Origin of the sequence: Bradyrhizobium sp. IC3123 (assembly GCF_020193625.1) — a bacterium.
GTDB classification, from domain to species: Bacteria; Pseudomonadota; Alphaproteobacteria; order Rhizobiales; family Xanthobacteraceae; genus Bradyrhizobium; species Bradyrhizobium yuanmingense.
This window is the reverse complement of sequence record NZ_JADYVF010000005.1, coordinates 582,165-596,326: the sequence shown is the minus strand read 5'-3', so window position 1 is coordinate 596,326 and position 14,162 is coordinate 582,165. Positions and strand designations below refer to the sequence as shown.

The following is a 14,162-nucleotide window of genomic DNA, read 5'->3' as shown; positions in this document are numbered from 1 at the left end:
ACCTTCCGTCGCGATTCGACGAAGGTCTCCTGAATGGCAACGCTCCGCGCCTCGCGCGCCTGGACCCGGCGGCAGTTCCTGGTCCGCTCCGCCTCCGGTCTCGCCATCGCCTCGCTCGCGAAGCCTCATGTGAGCCGCGCCGCCGATCGACCGCAGATCACAGGCGGCATCCAGTCCGGCGACGTCTCCGGCGGCTCCGCGGTGATCTGGGCGCGCGCCAATCGGCCCGCGCGGATGCAGGTGGAATGCTCCACGGTCGAGAGCTTCAAGACCATCATCGCCTCGGCCTCCGGCGATGCGCTGCCCGCTGCCGATCTCACTGCAAAACTCCTGCTGGCGGATCTGCCGCCTGGGCAAGACATCTTCTACCGCGTCGGCTTCGACGACATCGCCACCGGACTCGTCGGCGAAAGCCGCGTCGGCCATTTCCGCACCGCGCCGGCAGCGCGCCAGTCGATCTCGTTTCTGTGGTCCGGTGACACCGCGGGCCAGGGCTGGGGCATCGACGTCTCCCGCGGCGGCTATCGCAGCTATCGCACCATGCTCGATAACAATCCAGATTTCTTCATCCACTGTGGCGATCACATCTACGCGGACTGCACGATCCCTTCCGAACAGAAGCTGCCGAACGGCGAGACCTGGCGCAACCTCGTCACCGAAGAGAAGTCGGAGGTGGCGCACACCCTGGCGCAGTTCCGCGGCAACTACAAATACAACCATCTCGACGAACACTTTCGCGCCTTCCATGCAGAGGTGCCGATGTTCGCGCAATGGGACGATCACGAGGTGACCAACGACTGGTCGCCGATCGGGACCTATGACGAGTCCGGACACGAGGACGACGGCACCCCGCGCCTGGTCGCGCGAGCCCGCCGGGCCTTCTTCGACTTCATGCCAATCCGCGACATCGGCGCGCGGCACGGCCGCGTCTATCGCAAGATCGCCTATGGCCCGCTGCTCGACGTCTTCATGATCGACATGCGCAGCTACCGCGACGAGAGCTGGAACAAGGGCGATGATCACCGCGGCTGGATCCTGGGCGCCGAGCAGCTCGCCTGGCTCAAGCGCGAGCTCGCCGCTTCGCGCGCGACCTGGAAGGTGATCGCGGCCGACTTGCCGATTGGCCTGATCAGCCTGGATGCCGTTGCGCTCGGCGATGGGCCGCCCGACCGGCGTGAGCACGAGATCGCCGATCTGCTCGCATTCATCACGCGCGCCGGTATCCGCAACATCGTCTGGCTCACCGCCGACATGCATTACACCGCCGCGCACTACTACGATCCGAAGAAGGCGCAATTTAAGGATTTCGAGCCGTTCTGGGAGTTCGTCTCCGGCCCGCTGCATGCCGGCAGCTGGGGACCGGGCGAGCTCGACGACACCTTCGGCCCGGTCGCGATATACCAGCATGGCTGCAGCGCTGCGCAAGGCGAGAATCTCGCGCCCTGCTTCGGCTTGCAGTTCTTCGGGCGGGTCGACATCGATGGCCACAGCGGCGTGATGACGGTGACCCTGAAGGACGTCGACAATCGCGACCTCTGGTCGGTCGACATCGTGCCGCAGCCGCAGGTGCAACCCGCGGTCGTGGCGCAGCATTGGTGAGGTTGCGGCGCGCCAGTCGTCATGCCCGTGCTTGTCCGGGGCATCCACGTTCTTCGTGCCGCGTGGCAATGCGTGGATGACCGGGACAAGCCGGCCATGACGATGGAGAGGCATTGCTAACCCGATCTTGATTGGCCGCTGTGCTCCTCCCGCGCTAGGGTGAGGGGTCCCGCCACTTCTTTTCCATCACCGAAAAGTCTGCTCACGCGGCATCGCCGCGCGATCCGGTGGGCTGAATTGCTCAGGAGCCTGTTGCATGGATCATCTGAAAACCCAGGGCATCAGCATGCCCAAGCTCGGCCTCGGCACCTTCCGCATGCAGGGCGATGCCTGCCGTGCCGCGGTCGAGAGCGCGCTTTCGATCGGCTATCGCCACATCGACACGGCCGAGATGTACGCCAACGAGGAGGCGATCGGTGCGGCCATCGCCGCGTCCGGCGTGCCGCGCGGCGAGCTGCACGTCACCACGAAAGTCTGGCACGAGAACCTCAACCGCGATGCAATCCGCCGCGCTTTCGACGCCAGCCTTAGGAAGCTCCGGCTCCACCATGTTGACCTCTATCTCGTGCATTGGCCGTCGAAGGCCGCGAACTGGGGGGCGGTGTTCGAAACGCTGATGACGCTCGAGGAGGAGGGGCGCACGCGCGCCATCGGCGTTGCCAATTTCACCACCGCGCTGCTCAAGGTCGCGGTCGAGGAGATCAAGGCGCCGATCGCCTGCAACCAGGTCGAATATCACGCCATGCTCGATCAATCGAAGGTGCTGGCCTATCTCCAGCCGCTGTCGATTCCGCTGGTTGCCTATTGTCCGCTGGCGCAAGGGCGTTTCGCGAGCGATCCGGTGCTGGCCGACATCGGCGCCCGGCACAATGCCACCGCCGCGCAGGTCGCGTTGAAATGGCTGCTCGACCAGGACGGCGTCGCCGCGATCCCCAAGGCCTCGCGTCGCGAGAGCCAGCAGGCCAATCTCGACGCGCTGAAGATCACGCTCGACGATGTCGACCGCGAGAAGATCGCGGCGCTGGCGAAGGACAGACGCTGCGTCAGTCCGGGCTTTGCGCCGGCGTGGGATTAGCTGCAGTGATCGGGCAATAGAAATGGCCCCGTGAGGGGCCATTTCCTTGTCGCGTTGCGCATTAGTCCCAGTGGTGATGGCGATGGCTGCGCTTGATCACGACGACCTTGTCGCCGCGATGGTGGCGATGCCAGCCATGATGACGATGTCCGCGGAATTCGGCGCGGGCGCCGTACGGGCCGTGGTGATGATGATGATGATAACCGCCGCTGCGCTTGATCACCACCGTCTCCGCACTTGCGAGCGTTGGCGCCGCGATCACGAGCGCACCGAGAGCCGCAACCACATAACCAAGCTTCTTCATGATGTCCTCCTCCAAACGAATGCACATCTAAACCGCAGATTTGCGCGAACGTTCCGGAGGAGCGGGAAGAGAATTCTGAACGGATGTTCAGACGAAGGCGTGCTAATCGCAGCGCTGCTGCGCGGGCGTCGGCGCACCGCTGGCGACGTATTTGCCGTTCCTGATCGTGTACTCGCCGCGCTCGCTGCGATTGTAGATCGCGCGCAGGCTGCCGTCCTTCTGCAACAGCAACCCGAACTCGCGGGCCTGATGCAGCGAGGGGAAGTACACCATGACATTGAGCAGGCCCTCGGCATTGACCGTGGCGGACACCACCTCGTTCTCGTCCCTGGCCTCGCCGAAATCGCGCCGGTACATCACACGGCCGTCTTTCCGGATTTCGTAAGTCAAGCGCGCGCCCTGGTCGCGGTCGGGCCTACCCGAGCAATCGACCGCCCAGGAGCCGAGCAGGCCCCATTGCTCCACGGTCACGGCCAGCGTCTCGGCACCAGCCGCGGGGGTGAACGCGACCCACAGCACCGCAGCCGCGATCCAGCGGCCCGAACAACGCATCATGTCCTGAAAAACCCCGCCTCGAACAATTCCAAAGTTTAGCATCCCGCGCGCGGCCCTGCCACGGCGGCTGCCGATCGCCCGCGAATTTGATCCGCGTCAATGAGGCGGGGCGGTTCGAAGATAAGATGGCGTTTCCCGAAGGCGAACGTGGATAGAGCAATGCTGAATCAAGTCATGGATTTTGCGGGCGAAGTACTGCCGGGGAGCTGTGCCGTACCGCCTTATTCCGAGGCCGCGTTTCTGAGCGAGCTGGGCGATCGGTTACGGTCCTCACGCATGCGCTGCGATCTGTCGCGCCGGGAGCTCGCCCGGCGCTCGGGGATTTCCGAGCGCTACATCGCCCAGATCGAGGCCGGCAAAGGCAACGTCTCCATCGTCCTGTTGCTGCGGCTGGCTTCCGCGATTCACGGCAGTCAGCCACAGGCGGCGTGAGGAGACGTCCGGACTGGGCCTCAGGCTCGCTTCTCCACATTGGCGCTGCGGGCGGGCACGCCAAACTCCTTGCGGCAGACTTCGGCTAGCACGGCGACGCCATCGCGGATCTGCTGGTGCGTGGGGCTGGCAAAGCACAGCCGCAGCCGCGAAGCGGAATGGCCCTTGCTGGTCGACCATTCCGGCCCCGGATTGATCGAGACGCCGGCGGCGAGCGCGGCCTGATACAGCTTCAGCGTATCGACCTGGTCGGGCAGCTTCACCCAAAGGAAGATGCCGCCCTTGGGCTCCTCGAACTCAGCGGCGGTCCCGAACTGCTCGTTGAGCGCTTCCATGAGCGTGTCGAGCTTGGTGCGCAGCGCCTTGGTCAGGGCCGGCACGTGAGTTGAAAAATGCGGCTTGCAATAGGTGGCGAGCACCATCTGCTCCAGCGCACCGGAGCCAGCATCCGTCTTCAGCGCCAGCATCCGCGACATCACCTCCCAGGGCGCCACGACGAAGCCGACGCGCAGCGCCGGCGCGATCGACTTGGAGAACGAGCCGATATGAATCACGCCGCCGCTCTCGCTCATCGCGTAGATCGCGGGCGGCCGCTGCCCCGACCAGATGAGGTCGGCATAGCAATCGTCCTCGAAGATGGGCACGCCATATTCGGTCGCGAGCCGCAACAGCTCGGTGCGGCGGCTCTCGGGCATGATGCTGCCGGTCGGGTTCTGCACCGTCGGAATGGTGTAGATGTATTTCGGCCGGATGCCGCGGCGCTTCAGGTCGGCCAGCGCGGAGGCCAGCAGATCCATGCGCATGCCGTCCTGGTCGAGGGGAATGCCGACGACGTTGACGCCGAGCCGCGCCAGCCGTGTCAGGGAGCCCTGATAGCTCTCCTGCTCGAAAATCACGGTGTCGCCGCGCGTCAATAGGGTGGCGTTGACGAGGTCGAGCGCCTGCAGCGAGCCGGAGACGATCAGGAGGTCGTCGACCGTGCAGCTGATGCCGGCGTCGCGCTTGAGTTTCGTCACCAGGAATTCGCGCAACGGCAGGTAGCCCTGCGGACCATGCGCCAGACCGTAGGTGGCGAGCGAGCGGCCCTCGCGCCGCAGCACCGTGTCGGCCGCTTCGATCAGCTCGTCGAGCGGCACCTGTTCGGAATCGTTGTTGCCGCCGACGAAGCTGTATTTGGCAAGGCCCGTCCAGCGCGCAGACGGGGCCGGCAGCCCTGCTGGAAACAGGGGCGCGAAATCGAAGCTGGACGTCATGGGAGCGTTCCTCGTTTTGTTCTTGTTGAGCTCGGCTTTGCACCGGCCGCCTTACTTCTTGCCGGCCGTCCTGGTCGGACGGCCCTGACTGATGAAAGCGTAATGCGTGTTGGCGATGCCGCCAACCATTAAGGCTTCGACCACGGGTTCTGCGATCTCGCCCGTGGCGGCCCAGTCGACCAGAAAATTGGCGCCGGTCCCGCCGCGCACGTCGTCGGTCGGAATGAAGATCGAGACGGTGGCGAGCGGCCTCAACGCCACCGGCGTCTTCAGATAGCTCTCGACCTGCTTGCCTGCGGTGTCGAAATAGGCGATGCGTTTGATGACCAGCGGCTGGGTCTCGGAGGCGTTGTGTACGCTCAGCGTCACCGAGAAGTCGACACGCAGCTTGCCCTGGCTCATCGCGACGCTGGAATAGGCGGGCACGTAGAAACCGCCGGATACGGCGAGGTCCTCCTTCAGCGGCGTGGTGAGCGAATCGGCAAAGTTTTGTTCGATACTGACCTTGGATTGCGCGGCGGCGGGCACGGCAAAGGCGAGGGGAGCGAGCAGCATGGCTGCGAAGAGCCCATTCCGCATGTGACGAATTGCTCGCTTGCCGCACCGCAACCCACCTCTAGGGTGCGGCAAAACGGACCAATTTGGCATGCATGAGCTCATTCGCGATATCACACTCTCTATTCTGTTCGCCTGGATGCTGGGGCTTCTCGCCCATTTCTCCCGGCAACCGCTGATCCTGGCCTACCTTATCGCCGGCTTCTGCATAGGTCCATTCGGCGCCGGCTGGGTCCATTCGCAGGAATCGATCAGCGTCATCTCCGAGCTTGGCCTGATCTTCATGCTGTTCATGATCGGGCTCGAGATCGACCTGAAGAAGATCGTTCGGGCCGGGCGGGTGATCCTGTTCGCGGCGGGCAGCCAGCTGCTGGGCGGCTGTCTGCTCGGGCTTCTGTTCTTCGTCGGCATCGGCCTGTCGCTCGGCGGTGGGCATTTCGATGCGGTCTATCTCTGCGTCGCCTGCGCGCTGTCGAGCACGGTCATCATCGTCAAGGTGCTCTACGAGAAGCGCGAGCTCGATACGCTGCCGGGCCGCATCACGCTCGGCGTGCTGGTGCTCCAGGACATCTTTGCCATCCTGTTCCTGGCGGTGCAGCCGAGTCTCGCCAATCTGCAGGTCAGCGTCATCCTGCTCTCGATCGGCCGCGTCGCGGTGCTGGTCACGGCCGCGCTTCTGGTCAGCCGCTACGTGCTGCCGCGCGTGTTCCACCAGATCGCCCGGCGGCCCGAGCTGATCCTGCTCGGTGCGCTCGCCTGGTGCTTTCTCGTCGCCGAGACCGCCTATCAACTGTCGCTGTCGCGCGAGATGGGTGCGCTGATCGCCGGCGTCTCGCTCTCGACCTTCCCCTATGCGCTCGATGTCACCGCCAAGGTCACCACGCTGCGCGACTTCTTCATCACGCTGTTCTTCGTCGCGCTCGGCATGACCATTCCCGTGCCCGGCCTCTCGGTGATCAGCCTCGCCTTGATGATCGCGGCGTTCACGGTGGTGAGCCGCCTCGTCACCACCTTCACCCCGCTCTATCTGATGAAGCAGGGCCTGCGCGCCAGCCTGTTGCCGGCGCTCAACCTCGCGCAAATCTCCGAGTTCTCGCTGGTCGTGATCCAGACCGGCGTCGCGGACCGCCACATCGCAGCCGAGACGGCGAATGCGGCTTCGTTCGCCTTCGTGGTGCTGGCGGTGCTCTCGACCTTCGTGATGACCCGCAGCGACGAGATCACCCGCTGGGCGATCGGCCCCTTGAAGCGGATCGGCCTGCGCGATCTCGACCATGGCAACGGCCATGCCGAGGAGGGCCACGGGGGCGGCCATGGCGAGGCCCGCCGCATCGTTATCCTCGGCTTTTTCCGTGCGGCGAGCGCGCTGCTGGCCGAGATCGAACGGCAGGCACCGGTGCTGCTCGAGCAGATCACCGTGGTCGATTTCAACCCCAATGTGTACCAGACCCTGCTTTCACGTGGTCTGCACGTGATCTATGGCGACATCAGCAGCGCCGACACGCTGCTCCATGCCGGCGTCGGCAAGTCCGAGATGATCATCCTCAGCGTGCCGGATTCGCTGCTGAAGGGCGCCACCAACGAGAAGTTGGTCCGTCACGTCCGCGCGCTCAATCCGACCGCCCTGATCGTCGCCACGGCCGACCTGTTGGCCGACGTCGGCGCGCTCTACGAGGCCGGCGCCAGCTATGTCACCGTGACCCGGCTCAGCGATGCACATGAGCTGTTTACCGTGATCGAAGCCGCCCAGGCCGGCCTGCTCGCGGACAAGCGCGCCGAGCTCGATCAGCGCCTCGGCGAGCGCCGCGAGGTGCTGCCCTGACGGCGTCGGGCCGCCTTCCTTGCCCGCCTTCCTTGCGGGCAATCTGCGCCTATATCGCTGGTATGCCCGGTGCAAGCCTGAAACCCATCGGCAGGCCCGCCCTCGGACATATGTGGTTGCGCTGGGGAGACTAGCGCCCCGACCCAAGTCCGGCTAAGCCTCCCGGCCATAACCGATAGAGATTGGGAAATGCCCGATAGCGTTCAGGAAGTCTTGCAGGCCTTTGCTCGGGGTGAGCTCGTGGTCGTCACCGACGACGAGGACCGCGAGGGCGAGGGCGATCTGATCGTCGCCGCCTCGCTGTGCACCGCCGAGAAGATGGCCTTCATCATCCGCCATACCTCCGGCATCGTCTGTGCGCCCGTGACGACCGAGGACGCGCGCCGGCTGCGGCTCGATCCGATGGTCGCCCACAACGATTCCGCGCACACCACCGCGTTCACGGTCTCGATCGACTACAAGCCCGACGGCGGCACCGGCATCTCCGCCGAGGAGCGCGCCTCGTGCTGCCGCGCGCTCGCCAATCCCAATGTCGGCGCCAACGACTTCGCCCGGCCCGGCCACATCTTCCCGCTGATCGCCAAGGACGGCGGCGTGCTGCTTCGCTCCGGCCACACCGAGGCCGCGGTCGACCTCTGCAAGCTTTCCGGCCTGCCGCCGGTCGGCGTCATCAGCGAGCTCATGAACGACGACGGCAGCGTGATGAAGGGCGAGCAGGTCGCGCAATTCGCGGTCAGGCACAAGCTCAAGCACGTCACCATCGCGGACATGATCGCCTACCGCCAGGCGCGCGAGAAGCTGATCGAGCGGGTCTCGACCTTCGTCACCGACAGCCCGATCGGTCCCTTGCAGGGCTATGCCTACCGCTCGCCGTTCGATTCCATCGCCCACGTCGCCTTCGTCTATAACGGGGTCGGCGACGGCAAGAACGTGCTGACGCGCTTTCACAAGCCGAACATCGTCAAGGACACCTTCACCGGCCACAAGCGCATGGCCGCCGTGCTCGAGCATTTCAAGAAGACCGGCCGCGGCGTGCTGGTCTACCTGCGCGACGGCGCGGCCGGCGTGCCCGTTTCGCCGCTGCCGGACGAGACGTCGACGGAGGCCGACCGCAACCGCCAGTGGCGCGAGGTCGGCGTCGGCGCGCAGATCCTGCGCGACCTCGGCGTGACTTCGATCCGGCATCTCACCTCGTCGGTGCACGACTACAAGGGCCTATCGGGCTTCGGCATCGAGATCGTCGCCAACGAGCAGCTCGAAAGCTGACACGCATTGTCTTTCTCCCGGTCGCGCTGAAAGCGCCACCCCGGAACGACCAAGCCAGGATGCAATTGAACTTGTTGCCGCGGCGCTTTACTTTGTCGGGCAATTATCGACGGAACCAGACGCGAAAGGACGTTTCATGAGCGTGCGCCCTCAGGCCAAGGACAAGCCGGCTGCGGCTTCTTTCCAGTGGGACGATCCGTTCCTGCTCGACGAGCAGCTCACCGAAGACGAGCGCATGGTTCGCGACACCGCCCGCGCCTATGCGCAGGACAAGCTGCTGCCGCGCGTCTCCAAGGCCTATCTCGAGGAGAAGACCGACCGCGAGATCTTCAACGAGATGGGCGAGCTCGGCCTGATCGGCATCACGCTGCCGGAAGAATATGGCTGCGCCAATGCGAGCTACGTCGCCTATGGCCTCGTCGCGCGCGAGATCGAGCGGGTCGATTCCGGCTATCGCTCGATGAACTCGGTGCAGTCCTCGCTGGTGATGTACCCGATCTACGCCTATGGCGACGAGAACCAGCGCAAGAAGTACCTGCCCAAGCTCGCCAGCGGCGAGTGGGTCGGCTGCTTCGGCCTGACCGAGCCCGATGCCGGCTCCGATCCGGCCGGCATGAAGACCCGCGCCGAGAAGGTGTCGGACGGCTATCGCCTCACCGGCAGCAAGATGTGGATCTCGAACGCGCCGATCGCCGACGTCTTCGTGGTCTGGGCCAAGTCGGCCGCGCACGACAACCAGATCCGCGGCTTCGTGCTGGAGAAGGGCATGAAGGGCCTGTCCGCGCCGAAGATCGGCGGCAAGCTCTCGCTGCGCGCCTCCATCACCGGCGAGGTCGTGATGGACGGCGTCGTGGTCCCGGAGGACGCCCTGCTGCCCAACGTGTCCGGCCTCAAGGGCCCGTTCGGCTGCCTCAACCGCGCCCGCTACGGCATCTCCTGGGGTGCGCTTGGCGCCGCCGAGGACTGCATGCACCGCGCCCGTCAATACACGCTCGACCGCAAGCAGTTCGGCAAGCCGCTCGCCGCGACCCAGCTGGTGCAGAAGAAGCTCGCCGACATGGAGACCGAGATCGCGCTCGGCCTGCAGGGCTCGCTTCGCGTCGGCCGCCTGATGGACGAGGGCAAGTTCGCGCCCGAGATGATCTCGATCATGAAGCGCAACAATTGCGGCAAGGCCCTCGACATCGCCCGCACCGCCCGCGACATGCACGGCGGCAACGGCATCTCGATCGAGTATCACGTGATGCGCCACGTCCATAACCTCGAGACGGTCAACACCTACGAGGGCACCCACGACGTCCACGCCCTGATCCTGGGCCGCGCGATCACGGGCATTCAGGCGTTTTTCTAGTCACTGTGTTTTTCCGCCGCGGCTAGCTTGCTCAACTGTCATCGCCCGCGCAGGCGGGCGATCCAGTATCCCAGAGACTTCGCTTTTGTCACTGGCGCTGCGGCGTACTGGATACCCCGCCTTCGCGGGGTATGACGGCAGAGAGTGTGGCACAGGAAGTCCCATGTCCGACAACGACGACGTCCCGTTCAACCGCAACTTTCCGCTGAAGCCCGGCATCGTCGAGGAGGTCCGCCCCGGCGTGCGGCGCGTGCTCTGCAACAATCCGAGCCCGTTCACCTTCACGGGCACGGTCAGCTACATCGTCGGCAAGGGCAATGTCGCGATCATCGATCCCGGTCCAGACGATGCGGCGCATGCGGCGGCGCTGCTCGATGCCGTGCGCGGCGAGACCGTGACGCACATCTTCGTCACCCACACCCATCGCGACCATTCGCCGAACACCGCGCGGATCAAGCAGGCGACGGCGGCGCCGGTCTATGCCGAAGGCCCGCATCGCGCCTCGCGGCCGCGATTCGAGAGCGAGAAGCACAATCCGGAATCCGGCGCCGACCGCGATTTTGCCCCGGACGTCAATCTCGCGCACGGCGACGTCGTGGAAGGTGACGGCTGGCGGCTCGAAGCCGTCGCGACGCCCGGCCACACGGCCAACCATCTGGCATTCGCCTGGCCGGAGCGGAAGTTCAACTTCGTCGGCGATCACGTGATGGGCTGGTCGACCTCGATCGTGGCGCCGCCGGACGGCTCGATGATCGACTACATGGATTCGCTCGACCGGCTCGCCACCCGCGAGGAGGATCTCTATTTCTCGGGCCATGGCCCCGAGATTCCCGAGGGCCAGCGCTTCGTGCGCTTCCTGATCCGCCACCGCAAGGCACGCGAGGCCTCGATCCTGCACCGCCTCGCCAAGGGCGAGACCGACATCCCGACCATGGTCCGCGCGATCTATATCGGTATCGATCCGCGCCTGACGACAGCTGCCGGCTATTCCGTGCTGGCGCATCTGGAAGATCTGGTCGCCCGCGGCGTGGTGGCGACGGATGGCGATCCCGTGATCGGCGGGACCTATCGGATGGCCTAGGGGCGAATAGCGAATGGGGAATAGCGAATGGGCGGCTCCATTCGCTATTCGCTACTCCCCATTCGCCAAGTCACTTCTTCACCGTCTTCGCCGGCGCCTTGGGCGGCGTCACCGGCGTCTTCTTCACCGGCTTGAGTGCATCGGCGTCGGCGGCGGTGTTGAGGTCGTCGATGAATGTCTTGACGCGTGCGGCGTTGCTGCCGAGGTCGCTGTCGAAATTGCGCGACGCAGAGCGGATATCGACGCGGGAATCATCGCCATCCGGCACGACCCTGATCGAAACGTCCTCGCGGAAACCCATGATCGGCGTGCGCGCCACCGCCTCGATGCGGCCGATGCGGCGCGGCGGCTGCGGTGCGCGCTCGTCGATCACGATCCATTTGCGCTTGTGGACGAGCTGAAGCGCGATCGCATAGGCGCGGTCGGCCGAGATCTCGAGCTCGACGGGCTCGATCTCGGGATAGAAATGGCGCTGCTGCTCCGCCGAATAGAGGCCGGCATAGACCGCGGTGTTGGTGCCCTCGCCGGTGCGCAGGCGCGCCAGCGCATCGAAGCGCGGCGGATCAATCGGATTGGTGGTGATGTCGTAGATCGACGGCAGCTTGCGATATTGAAAGGCCAGATAGGCGGGATAGGCGAGGATCGCCCCGTCGATCAGGAAGGCGAGCAGGATGCGCGCCATGCCGCGCGAGCCGTTCTGCCAGATTGCGGCAAAGCCGGCGAGCCCGAACAGGATCGAGAGGCCGGCGATCGCGAGCCCGCCGATGAACGTCGCCAGCGCCGGCTTGGGCTCCAGGAAATCGAAACGGACGACGATGATCGACACCACCACCGCCAGAACCGCGAACACGGCCAGATTGCGCGCCCAGCTCGCGAGGCTGGACACGGGCTCCGACTGGTAGGGAGCGGAAAACCTGCGGGCCATCGGGTGAGCTCTGCCGGGGTTGGCGATGCCGGCCGATTTGGCGCGACGATGCGCCGTTGAGACCACGGCGCGGGAGCAAATTCAAGGGTTCCTGCTACGCCCAAGCCGTCATGCCCGGGCTTGTCCCGGCCATCCACGTTCACTGCACCGTGGGGCAAGGCGTGGATGGCCGGGACAAGCCCGGCCATGACGTCGTGGAGGCTTCAACAAGTCGGACGCTGACGCCCCTCCAAGGAGGGGCGCACCCAGCCCGTCACGCCGCCGCGTTCGGGAACCGGTAATCCTTAAACTGGTCGCGCAGCGCCGTCTTCAGGATCTTGCCGGTGGCGGTGTGCGGAATGCCGTCGACGAAAGCGACGTCGTCGGGCATCCACCATTTGGCGATCTTGCCCTCCATGAACTTCAGGATGTCCTCGCGCGTGGCCTGCTGGCCCTGCTTGAGCTGCACGATCAGCAGCGGCCGCTCGTCCCATTTCGGGTGGAACACGCCGATCACGGCGGCTTCCGCCACGGCGGGGTGGCCCACCGCGAGGTTTTCGAGGTCGATCGAGGAGATCCACTCGCCGCCGGACTTGATCACATCCTTGGAGCGGTCGGTGATCCGCATATAGCCGTCCTCGTCGATGGTCGAGACGTCGCCGGTGTCGAAGAAGCCGTCCTCGTCGAGGATGTTGCTATCGACGCGGTAATAGGCCTTGGCGACGGCGGGCCCGGAGACCTTGAGGCGGCCAAAGGTCTTGCCGTCCCAGGGCAGCTCCTTGCCGGCATCGTCGGTGATCTTCATCTGCACGGCGAACGGCGCATAACCCTGCATCTGCAGCACGTCGAGCCTGGCATCGCCTGTCGCATTCTGGAACGGCGGCTTCAGCGCCGCGACGGTTCCGATCGGGCTCATCTCGGTCATGCCCCAGGCGTGGCGGACGTTCGAACCCATGTCGAGGAAGGCCTTGATCATCGAGCGCGGCATCGCCGAGCCGCCGCAGATCACCATCTTCAGATCCGGCAGTTTGAGATTGTTGGCCGTCATGTGCTGGAGCAGCATCAGCCACACCGTCGGCACGCCGGCGGTGTGCGTCACCTTCTCGGTCGAGAGCAGTTCGTAGACCGAGGCGCCGTCGAGCTTGGCGCCCGGCATCACCAGCTTGGTGCCCTGCGAGGGCGCGGAGAAGGCGATGCCCCAGCTGTTGGCATGGAACAGCGGAACGACCGGCAGCATTGTCTCGGACGCACTGGTGCCGAGCGCGTCGACGTTATTGGCCATCAGCGCGTGCAGCACGTTGGAGCGATGCGAATACAGCACACCTTTGGGATCGCCGGTCGTGCCGGAGGTGTAGCACATCGCCGCCGCCGTGTTCTCGTCAAAGTCCTTCCATTTGAATTTGCCGTCGGCCTGCGCAATCCAGTCCTCGTAGGCGACCGCGTTCTTCAGCGTGGTCTCCGGCATGTGAGCCTTGTCGGTGAGCACGATGTAGCGCTCCACGCTGGGCAGCTTGTCCGCGATCTTCTCCAGGATCGGAATGAAGGTGAGATCGGTCATCACGACGCGATCCTGCGCATGATTGATGATCCAGGCGATCTGTTCGGGGAAAAGGCGCGGATTGACGGTATGGCAGATGGCGCCGATCCCCATGATGCCGTACCAGACCTCCAGATGGCGCCAGGTGTTCCAGGCGATCGTCGCGACGCGATCGCCGAGCTTGATGCCGTCGCGCTCCAGCATCTGCGAGACCTTGAGCGCGCGCTTGTGGATCTCGGCGTAGTTGGTGCGATGGATCGGTCCCTCGACCGAGCGTGTGACCACCTCCTGCTTGCCATGAATCCTGGCGGCGTGTTCGATGATCCGGTGGCAGAGCAGGGGCCAATCTTGCATCAAACCAAGCATTCCGACGTTCCTCCGAGAAGTCGCTGGGCGCGTTATCGCTCTCAGCGTTGGGCCAAAGAATT

The 14,162-nt window shown here is 65.0% G+C and carries 13 protein-coding genes; 7 read left to right on the top strand and 6 right to left on the bottom strand.

Translation table 11 applies throughout. The annotated features are described in order from the left end of the window. Positions 1-33 precede the first annotated feature (33 nt). Both I6F20_RS20305 and I6F20_RS20300 read left to right on the top strand, forming a co-directional pair. Complete coding sequence (locus tag I6F20_RS20305; protein ID WP_225127569.1) at positions 34-1,599, top strand: alkaline phosphatase D family protein; 1,566 nt, start codon at positions 34-36, stop codon at positions 1,597-1,599. A gap of 256 nt (positions 1,600-1,855) precedes the next feature. Further along, positions 1,856-2,674 (top strand): aldo/keto reductase, encoded by an 819-nt coding sequence (locus tag I6F20_RS20300; RefSeq protein ID WP_225127567.1) that lies wholly within the window; start codon positions 1,856-1,858, stop codon positions 2,672-2,674. 61 nt (positions 2,675-2,735) lie between these two features. Here I6F20_RS20300 and I6F20_RS20295 read toward each other — a convergent pair whose 3' ends face one another. Both I6F20_RS20295 and I6F20_RS20290 read right to left on the bottom strand, forming a co-directional pair. Beyond that, positions 2,736-2,978: a hypothetical protein gene (locus I6F20_RS20295; protein WP_036031049.1), complete on the bottom strand. Its 243-nt coding sequence runs from the start codon at positions 2,976-2,978 to the stop codon at positions 2,736-2,738. 102 nt (positions 2,979-3,080) lie between these two features. Further along, a complete protein-coding gene (locus tag I6F20_RS20290) occupies positions 3,081-3,533 on the bottom strand; it encodes a hypothetical protein (RefSeq protein WP_225127566.1) in 453 nt (150 codons plus the stop codon). Positions 3,534-3,692: 159 nt separating this feature from the next. On the opposite strand from I6F20_RS20290, the gene I6F20_RS20285 reads away from it, so the two are divergent. Beyond that, positions 3,693-3,965, top strand: coding sequence for a helix-turn-helix domain-containing protein (locus I6F20_RS20285; protein WP_036031024.1), 273 nt, complete (start codon positions 3,693-3,695; stop codon positions 3,963-3,965). Between the two features lie 20 nt (positions 3,966-3,985). Here I6F20_RS20285 and I6F20_RS20280 read toward each other — a convergent pair whose 3' ends face one another. Together I6F20_RS20280 and I6F20_RS20275 are read right to left on the bottom strand one after the other, a co-directional pair. After that, on the bottom strand, positions 3,986-5,218 hold the full coding sequence (locus I6F20_RS20280; protein WP_225127563.1) for an aminotransferase-like domain-containing protein: 1,233 nt from the start codon (positions 5,216-5,218) through the stop codon (positions 3,986-3,988). Positions 5,219-5,269: 51 nt separating this feature from the next. Continuing rightward, positions 5,270-5,797 carry a DUF3124 domain-containing protein gene (locus I6F20_RS20275; protein WP_036004005.1) on the bottom strand — a complete coding sequence of 176 codons (528 nt, stop codon included), beginning with the start codon at positions 5,795-5,797 and terminating at the stop codon, positions 5,270-5,272. A gap of 67 nt (positions 5,798-5,864) precedes the next feature. Between I6F20_RS20275 and I6F20_RS20270 the strand changes: the two genes are divergently transcribed. From I6F20_RS20270 to I6F20_RS20255, 4 genes are all read left to right on the top strand, one after another. Then, complete coding sequence (locus I6F20_RS20270; RefSeq protein ID WP_036004008.1) at positions 5,865-7,595, top strand: cation:proton antiporter; 1,731 nt, start codon at positions 5,865-5,867, stop codon at positions 7,593-7,595. 189 nt (positions 7,596-7,784) lie between these two features. Continuing rightward, on the top strand, positions 7,785-8,861 hold the full coding sequence (ribB, locus tag I6F20_RS20265) for a 3,4-dihydroxy-2-butanone-4-phosphate synthase (RefSeq protein ID WP_036004011.1): 1,077 nt from the start codon (positions 7,785-7,787) through the stop codon (positions 8,859-8,861). A 136-nt stretch (positions 8,862-8,997) separates the two neighbouring features. Continuing rightward, positions 8,998-10,212, top strand: coding sequence for an acyl-CoA dehydrogenase (locus I6F20_RS20260; RefSeq protein ID WP_036004014.1), 1,215 nt, complete (start codon positions 8,998-9,000; stop codon positions 10,210-10,212). A 163-nt stretch (positions 10,213-10,375) separates the two neighbouring features. Further along, on the top strand, positions 10,376-11,293 hold the full coding sequence (locus tag I6F20_RS20255) for an MBL fold metallo-hydrolase (RefSeq protein WP_036004017.1): 918 nt from the start codon (positions 10,376-10,378) through the stop codon (positions 11,291-11,293). A gap of 70 nt (positions 11,294-11,363) precedes the next feature. Here I6F20_RS20255 and I6F20_RS20250 read toward each other — a convergent pair whose 3' ends face one another. Beyond that, the gene (locus I6F20_RS20250) at positions 11,364-12,218 is read right to left on the bottom strand and encodes a DUF1499 domain-containing protein (RefSeq protein WP_036004020.1); all 855 of its coding nucleotides are present in this window, start codon (positions 12,216-12,218) and stop codon (positions 11,364-11,366) included. Between the two features lie 253 nt (positions 12,219-12,471). After that, positions 12,472-14,100, bottom strand: a complete 1,629-nt coding sequence (locus I6F20_RS20245) for a fatty-acid--CoA ligase (protein WP_036004029.1) — start codon at positions 14,098-14,100, stop codon at positions 12,472-12,474. Between the last annotated feature and the right edge of the window lie 62 nt (positions 14,101-14,162).